The sequence below is a fragment of the Mesorhizobium sp. P2_F5 genome, from assembly GCF_056403715.1.
In genome coordinates this window covers 1-15,191 of record NZ_JBFUEY010000039.1, presented here as the reverse complement: position 1 = coordinate 15,191, position 15,191 = coordinate 1, and the positions used below count along the sequence as shown (strand labels likewise).

Sequence of the window (15,191 nt, the reverse complement as noted above, 5' to 3'; positions counted from 1 at the left end):
TCCTCCTTTCCGCGAAAAGGTGACTCAAGTAGACAGTGGCGACGGCAGTTCGAACAGGGAGCCCATGGATGGCAAAGACGATCAGGACGATGGAGGACTTCTCGGCCTTTGTCGGTCTGTCCCGCACCACGGTTTCCAAATATTTCAACGACCCCAGCTCGGTGCGCAAGAATACGCGCGGCGCCATCGAGGCCGCGCTGAAGAAATCCGATTTCCGGCCGAGCATGTTCGCCGTCAATCTCAACCGCCGCCGCAGCAACATTTTAGGCGTCATCATCCCGAATTCGACGGATCCGTTCTACATGGCACTGACACGCCGCATCGAGCTGATCGCCAACGAAGCCGGCTTCCTGGCGTTCGTGCTCTCCTCCGACGGGCGCGCCGAAATGGAAGACCAGGCGATCCAGACGTTCAGGTCGATGAACATCGCCGGCGCCATCATCGCCCCGCTCGGCGTGCGGTCCCACCACCGCATCCTGGCCGAGCTCGGGTCGAGCATCCCGCTGATCTATGTCGACTCGCCGCTTGACGAGACCTCCTCCTTCGTCGGCACCGACAACAGGCAAAGCTTCAGGCTCATCGTCGATTATCTCTGCCGGTCCGGCGCGCCGCCCTGCTACTTCGCCATGCCGCTCGTCAACAACAACGCCTCGGCGCGGCAGCATGCCTATGTCGAGGCCATGCAGCAGTTCAAGATGACGCCGAGCATCGTGCCAGTCGCCGATGCGCGGTCGTGGGATTTCGAGAAATTCGGTTACGATGAGGCGTTGCGCATCCTGAAGGGGCAAGGCTTCCCGACAAAGACCGTGCTTTGCGCCAACGACCGTGTTGCCTTCGGCGTGCTTGCCGCCGCCTATCAGCTCGGTCTGAAGGTTGGTCACGGCGCGGATTGCGACCTCAGGGTCGCCGGGCACGACGACCATCCGCTGTCGCGCTATGCCTGCCCGCCGATCACGACGGTGGCGCAGAACTACAACGAGATCGGCCGGCTGGCGATCGAACTTCTGCTGGAGCGGCTGGATGAAAAGTCGCCTGCAGCCCAACGCGAAAGCGCGCGCATCCTGCTCAACGCCGAGCTGATGCTGAGGAGTTCGGCCTGAACCGGAGCGTGTCCATTACCGCAAGCACAGGAATCGGGTGGCGCGTACTGTGGCAGTGTGCAAATCCGACTGCGAGCACTGCGAAAGGACGACCATGCTTACGCTTCACGATTATCTGCCGTCGCAAAATGGCTGGAAAGTCCGGGTCGTGCTCGGGCTGCTCAAGATCCCGTACAACAGCCGCATGGTCTCGATCTTCGAGGGCGAGAGCCACACCGACGCTTTCCTGAAGCTCAATCCGGCCGGCGCAGTTCCGGTGCTCGAACTCGAGGATGGCCGCGCGATCGCTGAATCGAATGCGATCCTGATCTATCTCGCCGAAGACACACCCTTGCTGCCGGCCGACCGCTACACCAACGCCAAAATCATGCAATGGCTGTTCTTCGAGCAATATCATGTCGAGCCGGTCATCGGCTCGCTGCGTTTCTGGACATTGACCGGTAGGCTGGAGCGCAATCAGGCGATGGTCACGGCCAAGCGCGAGGGCGCTGCCCGCACGCTCGCCGCGCTGGAGCGCAGCCTCGCCGACACGCCCTTCCTTGCCGGCGACGATCTCACGATCGCGGATATCGCCGTCTATGCCTATGGCCATCGGGCGCAGGATTGCGGCTTCCTGTTGACCGACTATCCGGGATTCTTTGCCTGGACCGGCCGCGTGCAGGAGGCTATCGGTCCGGGCTACCCCGTGCATCCCTATGCGATCGACCCGCATTCCGGCGCATGAGTAACCGGGCGCGCGAGGCGCCCGGTGCCGATATTGTCAGTGCTTGCTCTTGCCGGTTCCAGCGTTGTCGCGACCGATCGGAATGCGCCTGGATCTGGCCTGGGCTCGCTGGGTTTTGGGCAAGGTCACGGTGAGCACGCCATTGTGGAAAGCGGCGCGGACCTTGTCCTCCTCGACTTCGGTACCGAGCGGGATGCGCCGCTCGAAGCGGCCGTAGAAGCGCTCGGAGAACTGCTTGTCGTTGTCCTCGGTCTCGGCGTGCTTTTCGCCGCGCAGCGTCAGCATCCCGTCATCGAGCATCACCTCGACATCCTTTTCCTCCATGCCCGGGATTTCGGCGGTCACGCGGATTTCGGTTTCGCCGTCGGAGATTTCCATGCTCGGCCAGTTGGCATTTGCGCCAAAGGCCCGGCCGAGCGACGGCAGCCGTGTGTCGAAGCCGCGCAACGCATCGTCAAACAGCCGGTTCATCTCGCGATGCAAGCTCATGAAGGGATCGCGCTCGCCTTCGCGATAGAAGTTCGGGGCCTGACTGCCTTCCCGGCCCCAGGGTATGAGATCACGAATAGCCATTTTATTGGTCTCCTTTTCTCGACTGGTCACATAAGGCGATGCCGGCAACCCCCGCATCCGTGTGTTCAGCCTGGATCCGCAGACTCTCAAGTCGAACCGTGCCGTCGCTCCGGGTTCGAAGCAGGGCGGCCAAAGAGCCGGCGGTCCCTGTGTCGGTTCCGTTCGGCAAACCGACAAATGTCGATCTGGAGGTTGTCGGCCTGAAGTCAAGACCCAGATTCCATCCAGCAGCAGATTTTATCCCCGATGCCGGTCTATGGCTGAGTGCATCTCGACGATAGGCCGGCACCTTTGCATGGAGGTCATCATGACACGCGACGACATCATTTCGGTGTTGGGGCCGGTAGACGAGGCGGTCATTGCCGACATCGCGCTGACCGGCGCCAGCCTTGAAGAACTGCGCGAGGCCTTCGCCTGGCTCGGTGCCGACGAGGCGCTGCTCAACGAGGGCCGCCCCTTGCCGGGAACGAAAGTGGCGCGGCTGATCGAGATCCTCGACATGCCGGAGGATGAGGACGGGCCCCGGGCGCTGGCGGCGCAGGGGTTAGGGCAATAGGCAGTAGGGTTCGGACTCTCTTCCTTCATGCCCTCGACAGCAGCCTGCGCATGATCAGCGAGGCGTGACCGCCGACGCCGTGCGCTGCTGGCCGGCGCTCGACGACTTCGAAGCCATGCTTGCGGTAGAAGGAGATCGCCCGGTCGTTGCCTTCGATCACTTCCAACGCAATGCTGGGAATGCCGGCGTGGGCGGCAAGCACGGCGTGCAGCAGGTCGGTGGCGAGACCGCTGCCGAACTCGGTCTTGTCGATATGCAGCCGGTCGAGCAGGACGTCGCCCCGATCGTCCATCGCCGCCATCGCATAACCGGCAATCGAACCGTCCGACCGTTCGGCTACGAACGACATCTTGTTGTCATCCAGCAATTCGGCCGCCAGCCGCTCGGGCGCATGCTTGTCGTCGGAGAGCCGGGCGGTGGTCTCGGCTCCCATGATCGGTGAATAGGTGCGCCGCCAGGACTCGCCCAACAGCCACGACACCGCCGCCACATCCTTCCCGGTCATCGCCCTGATCTGAACCATCGCCGAACCCTTACCGCCTGACCCGCGACTTCAGCCAGCGGTCGAAGGCCACCGCCAGGATCAGGATCAGGCCGATGACGATGCTTTGCGTGTAGGACGAGACATTGTTGAACTGCAGCCCATTCTGCAGCACACCGATCAGCGCCGCGCCGACCACCGTGCCGCCGACCGAGCCGATGCCGCCGAACAGCGAAGTGCCGCCGATGACGACGGCGGAAATCACCGTCAGTTCGTAACCGATGCCGGCGACGGCCTCGGAGGAGTTCAGTCTTGCCGACAGCACGAAGGCGGCCAGCCCGGCGAAGAAGCCGACGATGACATAGACCGAGATCAGGATGCGGTCGACGCGCAGGCCCGACAGCCTTGCCGCTTCGGCATTGCCGCCGACGGCATAGACGGCGCGGCCGTAGCGCGTGTAGCGCAGCACGATGTGGCACAGGATCGCGGCCACCGCGAAGATGATCGCCGGCACCGGCACCGGCCCGATCAAGCCCGTGCCGAACCAGCGCATCGAGGCGTCGAAGCCGGAGATCGGGCCGCCATTGGAGATGGTCAGCGTCAGGCCGCGAAACACCGTCAGCCCGCCCAGCGTGACGACGAAGGGCGGCACTTTCAGCCGGGTGATGGCGAAGCCTTGCACACCACCGGCGAGCGCCCCGACGATGACGGCGGCAAGCAGGGCGGCGAACCAGCCATATCCCTGAGTCCCCGAGGTCGACAGCGACAGCGTGTTGGCGGCGCCGCCCTTGGCCACCACCGCCGCCACCATGCCGCAGAAGGCGAGCAACGAGCCGACCGAGAGATCGATGCCGGCGGTGAGGATGACAAAGGTCATGCCGAGCGCGATCAGCCCGGTGATCGAGATCTGCCGCAAAATGTTGAACAGGTTGATCGGGTCGATGAAGCTCGGCTTCAAGACGGTGAAGATGATGATTAGCACCGCCAGGAACATCAGCGGCCCAAAGCTCATCAGAAGCCGCGCGATGTTGATGCCGCTACGCTCAGTCTGTTCGGTGGTGCTGGTCATTGCGTCGCTTCCTGCTTCCGGTCGAGCGCCATCAGTTCCATCAGTTTTTCCTCGGTCGCCTCGATGCCCGGCATCTCGCCGGTGATGCGGCCGCGCCGCATGGTGACGATCCGGTCCGACACCGCCAGCACTTCCGGCAGTTCCGACGAGATCATCATGATGGCGATGCCGCGGGCTGCCAATTGCACCAGGATCTGGTGCACTTCGGCCTTGGCGCCGACATCGACGCCGCGCGTCGGCTCGTCGACGATCAGCACCTTTGGGTCGCGCGCCAGCCAGCGCGCCAGGATGACCTTTTGCTGGTTGCCGCCCGACAGGCCCTCGATCGCCTGTTCGGGCGAGGCCATGCGGATCGACAGCGCCTTGCGGTAGCCAGCCAGCGCCTCGCGCTCGCGCCGCTCGGCCATGAAGCCGGCGCCATTGCTGTAGCGGCCAAGCGAGGCGATGGAGAAATTGTTGAGGATGCCAAGTGCTGCAAAGATCGCCTGGTGCTTGCGGTCTTCCGGCACCAGGCCGATGCCGAGTTTGATGGCATCGGCGGGCGAAGCTGGCGCGATCGGCTGGCCGTCGAGCGCAATCGTGCCGGCAGCGATGCGGTCGGCGCCGAAAATGGCCCGGGCAAGCTCGGTGCGGCCGGAGCCGACGAGGCCGGCGACGCCGAGGATTTCGCCGGCCTTGAGGTCGAGATCGACGCCTTCGAGGACGATGGCATGCGGCGCCAGCGGATCGCGCACTGTCCGCAAGCCGCGCACCGAGAGCCTGACCGCGCCGGCAACATCGCGCTGCGTTGGTCGCGCGTAGAGTTCGGAGGCGGCGCGGCCGACCATCTTCTCGATGATTTTCGGAATCTTGATCGGCTGGCCGTCGCGGTCGAGATGGCCGGCCAGCCTGCCGTCGCGCAGCACGGTCATGCGGTCGCAGATAGCCGACGCCTCTTCCAGCCGATGGGTGACGAACATGATGGCGACGCCGTCTTTGCGCAGCCGGTCCATGATCGACATCAGCTTCTGCACCTCGGTCTCGGTCAGCGCCGAGGTCGGCTCGTCCATGATAATGAGGCGGCTTTTCAGCGACAAAGCGCGGGCGATCTCGACCAGCTGCTGCTCGGCCACCGACAGCGACGACACCGGCGTCGATGGATCGATGGCGAGGCCGACGCGAGCGATGATCGCGCGCGAGGCGTCCTCCATCTTGCGCCAGCTGACCAGCCCGAGCGGCCCGAGCGGCGCGCGGCCGATAAAAATGTTTTCCGCTACCGTCAGCGTCGGGATCAGGCTGAGTTCCTGATAGATGGTGACGATGCCATGGCGCTTGGCGTCCTGCGGACTGGAGGGCGCGTAGTCGGCGCCGTCGAAGACGATGTGGCCGCTCGACGGCGGCATCACGCCGGACAGGATTTTCAACAGCGTCGACTTGCCGGCGCCGTTCTCGCCGAGCAGGCCGAGGATCTCGCCGGGCCGGACCTCGAGCGAAACGTCGCTGAGCGCGGTGACGCCGGAGAAATGCTTGGTCACGCCTTCGACGGAAAGGAGCGGGGGCGATGATGCGGTGGCTTCAGCCATGGACAAGGGTGGCTCCCGGATTGCGACAGGACAGAGAGAGGCGCGACAAAGCGCGACCTCCCTCCGTCATGCACTTGCCTTTCACCCCTACTTCGTCTCGTTCAGCCTCTCGGCCTTGTCGAGATTGTCCTTGCCGATGACGATCGGCGTCAACAGCACCAGCTTTTCCTTCGGCTCGGTCTTGTCCCTGGCGAAGGCGACCGCGATCTGCACCGCGGTGCGCGACTGCTGGCCAGGGAACTGCTCGACCGTGCCGGCGAGCTTGCCGTCACGCACGGCGACGAGTGCTTCCGGCAGCGCGTCGAAGCCGTAGATCTTGACGTCGTTGAAGTTGCGCGCGGCACATGCCTCGAGCGCGCCGAGCGCCATGTCGTCATTGGCGCAGATGATGGCGTCCGGCTTGCCGTTGGCGGCAAGGCCGGCCTCGGTCACCGATAGCGCTTCGGCGCGGGCGAAGTTGGCGGTCTGCTCGAAGATGATCTGGTATTTGTCCTTGAGCGGATCGAGCACGTTATGCACGCCCTTGTTGCGGTCAATCGCCGGACCGGCGCCCGGCTGACCCTGCAGATGGAACAGCTTGGCGCCGTTCGGGAACGCCGCCACCATGGCCTGCGCCTCGGCCTCGCCGCCCTTGACGTTGTCGGCGCCGACATGGGCGAGAATGCCTTCGACGCCATCGACGCGGCGGTCGATGGTGACCACGGGAACGCCGGCCTTGACTGCTTCCTCGATCGCCGGCGCCAGCGCGTTGACGTCAAGCGGCGAGATGACGATGGCGTTGACCTTCTGCACCAGTGCCGCCTCGATATCGGCCGTCTGCTTCGGCGCCGAGTTCTGGCCGTCGCTCTCGGTCAGGTTGACGCCTTGCGCCTGCGCCTCCGCCTTGATCTCGTTCAGCATGTGCACGAAGAACGGAAAGCCGAGATTTGGCACCGAACCGAGTATGGTCAGCTTGTCGGCGGCGAAGGCGGCGGGCGCGGCCAGCGCCATTGCGCCGGTCGCCACCGTCGACAGCAGAAATTCACGTCTGTTCATCTGGTATCCTCCACAAAGCGCAGGACCCCCGAACCGGGAGCGGTTCGGGGCCATCTTGCGTCGATTCAAAAATGGAGTGTCCTGTGAGCGCCCAAACGGGACGCGACGGCGCTCCAGCCGGTCCACCGCACGTCTCCTCCGCTCGGCGCCGACGCGGGGATGCTAGCCAAGGAAAATCGATTACGCAAGAACGGGTGGGACTGTGCCGCTACCGGTCGATCGTCGTCATCACCCGCTCATTGTAGCGCGGGCCTGAGACCTTGCCGGGCGCAAGTGCTGCATCGAGCGCGGCCATCTCGGCGGGGTCGAGTTTCAGCGCGGCCGCCGAGACGTTCTCCTCCAGGTACTTGCGCCGCTTGGTGCCGGGGATCGGCACGATGTCGATGCCGAAGTCATTGCCCTTCTGCAGCACCCAGGCCAGCGCGATCTGTGCGGGTTTCACCCCCTTGGCGCTCGCCACTTCCTGCACTGTGGCCGCAGCCGCGACGTTGGCGTCGTAATTGGTGCCCTGATAGCGCGGGTCGCCGCGCCGGAAATCGCCCTCGGGATAATCCTCGGCGCGCTTGACATCGCCGGCGAGAAAACCGCGGCCGAGCGGTGCGAACGGCACCAGGCCGATGCCGAGCTCTTTGAGCAGCGGGATGATCTCCGGCTCCAGGTTACGCTCCCACAGCGAATATTCGCTCTGCAGCGCCGACACCGGATGCACCGCATGCGCGCGGCTGATGTTGGCTGCGCCCGCCTCCGACAGGCCGAAGAAGCGCACTTTGCCCTCGGCGACCAGCCGGCCGATCGTGCCGGCGACGTCTTCCATGGGAACCGCCGGATCGACGCGGTGCTGGTAGTAGAGGTCGACATGGTCGGTGCCGAGCCGCTTCAGCGAGCCCTCCAGCGCCTCACGGATATGCGCCGGCCGGCTGTCGCGCTCCGTGCCGACCTGTCTGCCGTTTTCGATGCGGAAGCCGAATTTGGTAGCAAGGGTCACCTTGCCACGCCGACCCTTCAGCGCCCGCCCGAGCAATTCTTCATTGGCATAGGCGCCGTAGACCTCGGCCGTGTCGAGGAAGGTGCAGCCGAGTTCGATGGCGCGGTGCAAGGTGGCGATCGATTCCACCTCGTCGGCCGGGCCATAAGACTGACTCATGCCCATGCAGCCGAGGCCAATCGCCGAGACCTGCAGCCCCTGGCTGCCGAGTTTGCGGGTGCTTAGGGTCATTGTCTGTGATCTCCGGGACGACAGACAGAACTATAGAAGCCGCTCGCTCAACTTCCATAGCCGGTCGGCGGATTCCGCATCGATCGCATAGGACATCACGCCCAGCGTGCCAGTCAGCCGGACGCCCGCTTGCATTGGCAGCACGCCGCCATCTTGGTTTCGGATAGGCGCGATATCGACGTTCTCGCTATAGACGCCGCCCATGCGTGCCGGCTTGGCGCCGCTCGCCTATCTCACGCAATGACGTATGCGGCTGGCCGAACGGGCGTTGCGCGAGGACAACATCGCCGTCTCCGGCATCGCTCGCCGACTCGGCTATTCCTCCGACAGCGTCTTTTCCAATGCCTTCAAGCGCGTCACTGGCAGCGCGCCGAAGATCTATCGCAGCACGGTGAGAGCGCGGCGCGAGTTGGCGGCGGAATAAAGGTAGTGTCTCAGTTTGAAATTCGAGCAAACGCCCTAATTCCTTGGTCGAATTGTACAAAAGCCCTATATGCTTAGTGGAAAGCATAGGAGACGACATGATCGCCAATCGCACAACCGCGGAAGATATGGCTCGAACTGTAGGTGTTGACCCGGACACATTCCGCGCAGCGTTGCGGAGCGTGAAGCACCCTCGGAAACGCAACACAGATTGGGAAGTGAAAATTGGCGGCCCATCGTATTCGGGAATGCGCACCGTTCTGGCCAGTCTGATACAGCGGAAGGCCGCCTGACGCTGGCAAGCAGTCAAAATTGACAGAGCGCTTGATCTCCAGCATCCTTAGGTAGCCGTTGTGTCCTGCGGCTGTTGGGTATGAGCGTCGCATGGTCAGTCCTACATCCAGCCAGAATTCCAAGCGCGCTGCGGTGCGCAAGGCGCTCGACCGCCACAAGGTCTATGTCACCGCGCAAAGCTTTTCCGGCGGCGTCTACTCGGCCCGCGTGCTGGTCGATGGCGAGGCTTACTGGGTCGATGAATTCCGGCTGAGCCAGCTCCAGGGCGGTCTATCCCCGGCCGAGCTCGACCTGACGCCGGCCACCGACGATTGAGCTGCCATCGATTGAGCAGCCGCCGCATCCCGCCTAGCATGCGGACATGACCACCCCGCCCAAGCTCAAAGCCTATCGCGCCAAGCGCGAATTTTCGAAGACGCCCGAACCGGCGGGTGGCCTCATTTCAAGCGACGGCAACCGCTTCGTCGTCCACAAGCATCATGCCACCGCCGACCATTACGATTTGCGCCTGCAGGTCGGCGGCGTGCTGAAAAGCTGGGCGGTGCCGCGCGGTCCCTCGCTCAACCCGGCCGACAAGCGCCTCGCGGTCGAGACCGAGGACCATCCGCTCGAATATATCGACTTCGAGGGCGTCATTCCTGAAGGCGAATATGGCGGCGGGCCGATGATCGTCTGGGACACCGGCACCTGGGCGCCGATGGACGATGTCGACAAGAGTTTGCGCACCGGCGCTTTCAAGTTCCGGTTGGCCGGCGAAAAGCTCAATGGCGGCTGGATGCTGACCCGGCTTAAGCCGAAGCCGGGCGAGGACGAGAACAAGAAGAACTGGCTGTTGTTCAAGGAGCGCGATCTCGCCTCCGATCCCGAGCTCGATATTCTGGAAGCGCGGCCGGAAAGCGTGAAGTCCGGCAAGCGCATCGAGGAGCTGGTGGCGCCGCCGAAGAAGCCGGCGCGCCTGCCGCCCAGACCCGGTTCGTTGAAACCCGGCGCTCTGCCCGGCGCTGTCAGGGGCGATCCGCCTTCGCGCATCGAGCCGCAACTTGCAACCCAGGTGCCGAAGCCGCCCGGCGGGCCGGTGGAAGACACAGGCGAACTCTGGCTGCACGAAATAAAATTCGACGGCTATCGCACCATGGCGCATATCGTCGACGGCGAGGTCAGGCTAATCACCCGCGGCGGCATCGACTGGACAAAGCGCTATGGTGACCTGCCGCAGGCGTTTTCGCGGCTGCCGCTCAGCCAGGCGATCATCGACGGCGAGATCATGGTGCTGGACGAGAAGGGGATTTCCCGCTTCGCGCTGCTGCAGGATGCGCTGTCGGCGGGTGCGGGCTCAAAATTGCATTTCTATGCCTTCGACCTGCTGCATCTCGACGGCTGGGACCTGCGCAAGGCGCCGCTCGCAAAGCGCAAAACCCTGCTCGCGGAGCTGCTCGCAGGGATGGGCGCCAACTCGGCCATCCAGTTGAGCGACCATGTCGAGGGCGATGGGCAAGGGCTTTACGATCAGGCGACCGAACACGGGCTGGAAGGCATCGTCTCCAAGCGCGCCAACGCCATTTACCAGAGCGGCCGCACCAAGAGCTGGACCAAGGTCAAGGCGCTGCAGAAGGGCGATTTCGTCATCGCCGGCTACACCGTCTCCACCGCGGCCGAAGGGCTGGCGGCGCTCGGCATGGCCGAATTCGCGGATGGCGAACTGCATTATCGCGGCAAGGTCGGCACCGGCTTCGATGCCGCAACCGCGGGCGACTTGCTGGCCCGACTGGAGCCGCTGCGCGATGGCGCCACAGCGCCCGAGGGTGTGCCGCGCGAAATCATGCGCGATATGAAATGGGTGCGGCCGCTGCTTTCGGCTCGCATCCACTATGCCAACCGCACGGCGGACAATTCTCTGCGCCACGGCGTGTTTCGCGGCCTGCGCGATGTCGGCCTGTCGACGCCGGTGTCACCCAGGCGCAAGCGCCTGATCGCAGAGGCCGATCTCGCCACCATCTGGGTGACCAATCCGGAGCGGCGGCTGTTCGGCAAGACCGGACCGACCAAGCTCGATATCGCCGTCTACTACGCGCTGGTTGGCGATTTCATGCTGCCGCACATTATGGGCCGCCCGGTGTCGCTGGTGCGTTGTCCGACCGGCCTGCCCAAGGACTGTTTCTTCCAGCGCCACGCCTTCACCGGCATGCCGCCCTCGGTGGTGACGTTCGAAACCGTCAATTCCGAGGGCGAGACCAAGTCCTTCCTGTCGGTCGAGGGCGCCAAAGGCTATCTGGCGCTGGCGCAGTTCGGCGTCGTCGAGTTCCACACCTGGGGCACGCACCGCATCAGTCTCGACAAGCCCGATCTGATCGTCTTCGACCTCGATCCGGGCGAGGGCATCACCTGGCGCGAAGTGGTCGAGGCGGCCGTCCACATCAAGGGCGAGCTGGAGCGGCTCGGCCTCGTGCCGTTCGCCAAAACATCCGGCGGCAGCGGCATCCATATATCGGTGCCGGTGACGCAAAAGCAGAACTGGAAGAAGCTGCACCAGGCGACCAGCGCCATCTCCACCCATCTGGCGGCCAGCGCCCCCGACACTTTCACCACCACCATGGGCAAGGAAAATCGCAAGCGCCGTATCTTCATCGACTATCACCGCAATGCCCGCGGCCATACCTCCGCCGCCCCGTATTCGCTGCGCGCCCGCACCAACCTGCCGGCATCGACGCCGGTAAGCTGGAGCGACCTGGAGACGATCGATGCGCCGCAGGATCTGAACTATTCCTCGCTGCCGGGCCTGTTGGCGACGTCGGGCGATCCGTGGGCGGACATGGAGGATTTCGCCCGGGATTTGCCGGTGTTCAAGATCTAGGTTCCTCGCCCCATGAAATGGGGAGAGGAACCCAAGTCCATCGACGCTTCCGACAATTTGAATTATTCTGCCAAGCGCCCCTCCAATCCGCCCGGAAGGTTTCGTCAGGAATTTGCCGGTATGTTTGGGGCCGGTGTAGGATTTTCGCAGCGCCATTCGTCCTCCGGACGAACAGCACTGCAGAGAGCATGATCCCGAAAAGTGGGAACCGGTTTTCGGATAAGATCATGCTCAATCTGAATGTCAGTGCATGGCCGCGTAGGAGTAAATCATGGCGCCCAGGGCAAGTTGGAAAGGTTACCTCAAGCTCAGCCTCGTCAGCTGTCCGGTCCGGCTCTATCCGGCAACGACGACCAGCGAGCGCATCTCGTTCAATCAGCTGCACAAGAAGACCCACAACCGCATCAACATGAAGCCGGTCGACCCTGAGCTCGGCCTGGTCGAGCGTGCGGATCTGGTCAAGGGCTACGAGTACGAGGACAAGCAGTACATCATCATCGATGATGCCGACCTCGAAGCAGTGCGCATCGAATCCAACCACACGATGAACATCGAGGCCTTCGTCGACGAAGACGAGGTCGACGTCATCTACCAGGACGCGCCGTACTACATGGCCCCGGATGGCGCCATGGCCGAGGAAACCTTCGCCGTGCTGCGCGAAGCGATGCGCAAATCCGGCAAGCTGGCGATTGCCCGCCTTGTCCTGTCCAGCCGCGAGCGCGTGGTGACGATCGGCGCGCGCGAAAACGGCATGTTCGTGTGTACCTTGAGGAACCCGAACGAAGTGCGCGGCACGGCTGAATATTTCGGCAACATCCCGGCAGGCAAGCCCGACGCCGAAATGCTGCAGCTCGCGGAAGCGCTGATCAAGCAGAAGGAAACCACCTTCGACCCGAAGAACTATGAGGATCGCTACGAGATCGCGCTGATGACGATGATCCGCGAGAAGCTCAAAGGCCACAAGCCGATCATTGCGGCCGCTCCTGAACGCGGCAATGTCATCAACCTGATGGATGCGTTGAAGGCGAGCCTGTCGCAATCGGCCAAGCCGCCGGCCAAGTCGAAGAGCAAGGCCGATGAGGCTGAGAAGCCGGCCGCCAAGGCTACTGCTGCCAAGGCTGGGGCAGGGGCGGCCAAGGAAAACCCGTTGAAGGCCAATTTGCTCAAGGCCGTCGGCAAGAGCAAGGGGTGACGGCGCCGACCGGAATAATCCCGGGCGCCGTCTTCGGCACCATCGGCGCGCTGGCGGCATTTCCGTTGCGGCTCGCCGCGCGCGAGGTCGAGCGCCAGCACGGCCAGCTGCGGCGCGGCGTCACCAGGCGTACCACGCAGGTCGTGTTCGGGCGCACTTTGCTCGCCAAGGCCGGCATGGCGAAGACCGGCGATACCGAGATCGAGCGCCGCGTTGCTGCCGAGCGCGCCGCCGGGCGAACGCTCCTTAGCGAAAACGGCTTCCTTCGCCTGCTCGGCCTGATGAACGCGCCGGAAGCGTCGTCGCTGTCCAGGCAGTCGCTGATCGACCAGTCAAAACTGTCGGGCGCCGACCTCGACCTGCTCAGCCTGTTCGACGCATTCGAGCATGATTGCGAACCCTACTCCTTCCGCGACCTGATCCTTGCCCGCAAATATGCCGGGCTGGTCGCCGGTGGCGCCTCGTGGGGCGCGATTGCGCGCTCGGTGCACCGCTCAGGCCCGGTCGCCTCGCTCACCGCCAAATCGCTCAATGTCGGTTCGCAGCATGGCCGGCCCGATCAGATCTATCTGGAGGATGGCCAGAGCGAGCTGGACGGCCAGTTGCTGTTCGACCTCGGCTCGCCGGAAGACGACACGCTGGAAGACCTTTTCGCTGAGGCCGAGGGCGCGGAAGAGGAGGGCCGGCAAGACGAAGCGGCAGCCCTCTATCAGCGCTGCCTGGCGATCGACCCGACCGATGCGATCGCGGCCTTCAACCGCGCCAACTGCCTGCGCGGCGCCGGCCGTACAGCCGAAGCCGCGCACGACTATGCCCGCGCGATCAAACTCGATCCCGGCTTCGTCGAAGCCTGGTTCAACCTCGCCGGCCTGATGAGCGACGAAGGCAAGATCGCCTCCGCCCGCCGGCATCTGGTCAAGGCCATCGCGCTCGACAAGAGCTACGCCGACCCCGTCTTCAACCTCGCCCGGCTCGAGTTCGACGCCGGCAATCTGACTGAAGCCCGCCACCACTGGGTGCGCTATCTCGAACTCGACGCCGACTCCGATTGGGCGCGGATGGCGGCCAAGGGGATACAGTTCGTGGATTTGCAGACGACGCGGACGGCGGGGTGAGATGTTAGCGCGTGAACACCCCCCTCTGTCCTGCCGGACATCTTCCCCTCAAGGGGGGAGATTGGCTGTCACCTGCGGCTTCGCCAACGGCGGTCGCTGGAAATTGGGTACGGCGCGGATGCTGCTAATCTCCCCCCTTGAGGGGAAGATGTCCGGCAGGACAGAGGGGGGTGTGACGGAACTCGGTCTCTCTACGATGGCCACTCCATGACCACCTTCCTCTTCGACGGCTTCGACACCGCTCCCGTCACCATCCTGCTCGCCCACGGCGCCGGCGCGTCGATGGACTCGCCCTCGATGACCGCCACGGCCAAGGCGCTCGCCGCGGCCAGCTTCCAGGTCGCGCGCTTCGAATTCCACTACATGGCGGCGCGCCGTTACGGCCAGCGCAAGCCGCCGCCGCGCGCCGAGACGGTGAACCCCGAATACATCAAGGCGATCGCCGATCTCCGGGCGACGGGCGTCACCGGCCCGCTCATCATCGGCGGCAAGTCGATGGGCGGGCGCGTCGCCTCGATGGTCGCCGACGAGATGTTTGCCAAGGGCGAAATTTCGGGCCTCATCTGCCTCGGCTATCCCTTCCATCCGCCGGCCAAGCCCGAGCAACTCAGGACAAAACATCTTGCCGATCTCAAGACGCCGACACTGATCTTCCAGGGCACGCGCGACGAGTTCGGCACCAGGGAGGAGGTTGCGACCTACGGTCTTTCCGACGCCATCGAAGTGATCTGGCTGGAGGACGGCGACCACGATCTTAAGCCGCGCAAGAGCGTATCGGGCTTCTCCACGGCGGATCATCTGAAGACGCTGGCCGAGACTGTGAAGGCGTGGACGGCGCGGCCATCGGCTTCGTCATCAACTCTGAGGAATCGCGGCGTCTCGAAGCCTTGCGTTTAGGGTGACGACGATCTTTCGCATGACGGCAGCGATAGCCACCATTGGCTTTTTGCCGTTGGCGATGAGGCGTTTGTAGAAGGCTGCGAACTCGCCTTTTCCGCCG

16 protein-coding genes and 1 pseudogene are annotated in these 15,191 nt (G+C 64.0%); 9 read left to right on the top strand and 8 right to left on the bottom strand.

The features are described from left to right. The first annotated feature begins 89 nt into the window (after positions 1-89). Both AC1DYO_RS30910 and AC1DYO_RS30905 read left to right on the top strand, forming a co-directional pair. Positions 90-1,100, top strand: a complete 1,011-nt coding sequence (locus AC1DYO_RS30910) for a LacI family DNA-binding transcriptional regulator (protein WP_477268332.1) — start codon at positions 90-92, stop codon at positions 1,098-1,100. 94 nt (positions 1,101-1,194) lie between these two features. After that, positions 1,195-1,824, top strand: a complete 630-nt coding sequence (locus AC1DYO_RS30905) for a glutathione S-transferase family protein (protein WP_477268304.1) — start codon at positions 1,195-1,197, stop codon at positions 1,822-1,824. Between the two features lie 36 nt (positions 1,825-1,860). On the opposite strand, the gene AC1DYO_RS30900 is transcribed toward AC1DYO_RS30905, so the two are convergent. Then, complete coding sequence (locus AC1DYO_RS30900) at positions 1,861-2,397, bottom strand: Hsp20/alpha crystallin family protein (RefSeq protein WP_477268302.1); 537 nt, start codon at positions 2,395-2,397, stop codon at positions 1,861-1,863. Positions 2,398-2,704: 307 nt separating this feature from the next. Here AC1DYO_RS30900 and AC1DYO_RS30895 point away from each other — a divergent pair, with 307 nt between their 5' ends. Beyond that, complete coding sequence (locus AC1DYO_RS30895; RefSeq protein ID WP_477268300.1) at positions 2,705-2,953, top strand: hypothetical protein; 249 nt, start codon at positions 2,705-2,707, stop codon at positions 2,951-2,953. Between the two features lie 25 nt (positions 2,954-2,978). Here the strand turns inward: AC1DYO_RS30895 and AC1DYO_RS30890 are convergent, their stop codons facing one another. The 6 genes from AC1DYO_RS30890 to AC1DYO_RS30865 form a co-directional block, all read right to left on the bottom strand. Then, on the bottom strand, positions 2,979-3,476 hold the full coding sequence (locus AC1DYO_RS30890; RefSeq protein ID WP_477268298.1) for an N-acetyltransferase family protein: 498 nt from the start codon (positions 3,474-3,476) through the stop codon (positions 2,979-2,981). 10 nt (positions 3,477-3,486) lie between these two features. Continuing rightward, entirely contained in the window at positions 3,487-4,503 is a 1,017-nt protein-coding gene (locus tag AC1DYO_RS30885; RefSeq protein WP_477268297.1) for an ABC transporter permease, read from the bottom strand. Further along, the gene (locus AC1DYO_RS30880; protein WP_477268295.1) at positions 4,500-6,065 is read right to left on the bottom strand and encodes a sugar ABC transporter ATP-binding protein; all 1,566 of its coding nucleotides are present in this window, start codon (positions 6,063-6,065) and stop codon (positions 4,500-4,502) included. Before AC1DYO_RS30880 ends, AC1DYO_RS30885 begins: the two co-directional genes overlap by 4 nt. Before the next feature lie 87 nt (positions 6,066-6,152). Then, positions 6,153-7,100: a substrate-binding domain-containing protein gene (locus AC1DYO_RS30875; RefSeq protein WP_477268293.1), complete on the bottom strand. Its 948-nt coding sequence runs from the start codon at positions 7,098-7,100 to the stop codon at positions 6,153-6,155. 208 nt (positions 7,101-7,308) lie between these two features. After that, a complete protein-coding gene (locus tag AC1DYO_RS30870; protein WP_477268291.1) occupies positions 7,309-8,316 on the bottom strand; it encodes an aldo/keto reductase in 1,008 nt (335 codons plus the stop codon). 30 nt (positions 8,317-8,346) lie between these two features. After that, positions 8,347-8,520 carry a hypothetical protein gene (locus AC1DYO_RS30865; RefSeq protein WP_477268289.1) on the bottom strand — a complete coding sequence of 58 codons (174 nt, stop codon included), beginning with the start codon at positions 8,518-8,520 and terminating at the stop codon, positions 8,347-8,349. Between the two features lie 43 nt (positions 8,521-8,563). Between AC1DYO_RS30865 and AC1DYO_RS30860 the strand changes: the two genes are divergently transcribed. The 6 genes from AC1DYO_RS30860 to AC1DYO_RS30835 all read left to right on the top strand — a co-directional run bounded on the left by AC1DYO_RS30860 (position 8,564) and on the right by AC1DYO_RS30835 (position 15,088). After that, positions 8,564-8,740 (top strand): helix-turn-helix domain-containing protein, encoded by a 177-nt coding sequence (locus AC1DYO_RS30860; RefSeq protein WP_477268287.1) that lies wholly within the window; start codon positions 8,564-8,566, stop codon positions 8,738-8,740. Positions 8,741-9,123: 383 nt separating this feature from the next. Further along, positions 9,124-9,348 carry a hypothetical protein gene (locus AC1DYO_RS30855; protein WP_112566525.1) on the top strand — a complete coding sequence of 75 codons (225 nt, stop codon included), beginning with the start codon at positions 9,124-9,126 and terminating at the stop codon, positions 9,346-9,348. Positions 9,349-9,394: 46 nt separating this feature from the next. Next, entirely contained in the window at positions 9,395-11,884 is a 2,490-nt protein-coding gene (ligD, locus tag AC1DYO_RS30850; RefSeq protein WP_477268285.1) for a DNA ligase D, read from the top strand. A gap of 271 nt (positions 11,885-12,155) precedes the next feature. Beyond that, on the top strand, positions 12,156-13,076 hold the full coding sequence (gene ku / locus AC1DYO_RS30845) for a non-homologous end joining protein Ku (protein ID WP_477268283.1): 921 nt from the start codon (positions 12,156-12,158) through the stop codon (positions 13,074-13,076). Then, positions 13,073-14,191, top strand: coding sequence for a tetratricopeptide repeat protein (locus tag AC1DYO_RS30840; RefSeq protein ID WP_477268281.1), 1,119 nt, complete (start codon positions 13,073-13,075; stop codon positions 14,189-14,191). The genes ku and AC1DYO_RS30840 overlap by 4 nt, the downstream gene beginning before the upstream one ends. A 207-nt stretch (positions 14,192-14,398) precedes the next feature. Next, entirely contained in the window at positions 14,399-15,088 is a 690-nt protein-coding gene (locus AC1DYO_RS30835) for an alpha/beta hydrolase family protein (protein WP_477268279.1), read from the top strand. Here AC1DYO_RS30835 and AC1DYO_RS30830 read toward each other — a convergent pair. After that, positions 15,047-15,191: pseudogene (locus AC1DYO_RS30830) on the bottom strand (IS110 family transposase); the annotation flags it as partial. The gene AC1DYO_RS30835 and the pseudogene AC1DYO_RS30830 overlap by 42 nt on opposite strands.

What these genes read in the sequence shown, in the direction of transcription:
- AC1DYO_RS30910 (WP_477268332.1), top strand. Translation starts at nt 90, where the DNA reads ATGGAGGACTTCTCGGCCTTTGTCGGTCTGTCCCGCACCACGGTTTCC.
- AC1DYO_RS30905 (WP_477268304.1), top strand. Translation starts at nt 1,195, where the DNA reads ATGCTTACGCTTCACGATTATCTGCCGTCGCAAAATGGCTGGAAAGTC.
- AC1DYO_RS30900 (WP_477268302.1), bottom strand. Translation starts at nt 2,397, where the DNA reads ATGGCTATTCGTGATCTCATACCCTGGGGCCGGGAAGGCAGTCAGGCC.
- AC1DYO_RS30895 (WP_477268300.1), top strand. Translation starts at nt 2,705, where the DNA reads ATGACACGCGACGACATCATTTCGGTGTTGGGGCCGGTAGACGAGGCG.
- AC1DYO_RS30890 (WP_477268298.1), bottom strand. Translation starts at nt 3,476, where the DNA reads ATGGTTCAGATCAGGGCGATGACCGGGAAGGATGTGGCGGCGGTGTCG.
- AC1DYO_RS30885 (WP_477268297.1), bottom strand. Translation starts at nt 4,503, where the DNA reads ATGACCAGCACCACCGAACAGACTGAGCGTAGCGGCATCAACATCGCG.
- AC1DYO_RS30880 (WP_477268295.1), bottom strand. Translation starts at nt 6,065, where the DNA reads ATGGCTGAAGCCACCGCATCATCGCCCCCGCTCCTTTCCGTCGAAGGC.
- AC1DYO_RS30875 (WP_477268293.1), bottom strand. Translation starts at nt 7,100, where the DNA reads ATGAACAGACGTGAATTTCTGCTGTCGACGGTGGCGACCGGCGCAATG.
- AC1DYO_RS30870 (WP_477268291.1), bottom strand. Translation starts at nt 8,316, where the DNA reads ATGACCCTAAGCACCCGCAAACTCGGCAGCCAGGGGCTGCAGGTCTCG.
- AC1DYO_RS30865 (WP_477268289.1), bottom strand. Translation starts at nt 8,520, where the DNA reads ATGGGCGGCGTCTATAGCGAGAACGTCGATATCGCGCCTATCCGAAAC.
- AC1DYO_RS30860 (WP_477268287.1), top strand. Translation starts at nt 8,564, where the DNA reads ATGCGGCTGGCCGAACGGGCGTTGCGCGAGGACAACATCGCCGTCTCC.
- AC1DYO_RS30855 (WP_112566525.1), top strand. Translation starts at nt 9,124, where the DNA reads ATGGTCAGTCCTACATCCAGCCAGAATTCCAAGCGCGCTGCGGTGCGC.
- ligD (WP_477268285.1), top strand. Translation starts at nt 9,395, where the DNA reads ATGACCACCCCGCCCAAGCTCAAAGCCTATCGCGCCAAGCGCGAATTT.
- ku (WP_477268283.1), top strand. Translation starts at nt 12,156, where the DNA reads ATGGCGCCCAGGGCAAGTTGGAAAGGTTACCTCAAGCTCAGCCTCGTC.
- AC1DYO_RS30835 (WP_477268279.1), top strand. Translation starts at nt 14,399, where the DNA reads ATGACCACCTTCCTCTTCGACGGCTTCGACACCGCTCCCGTCACCATC.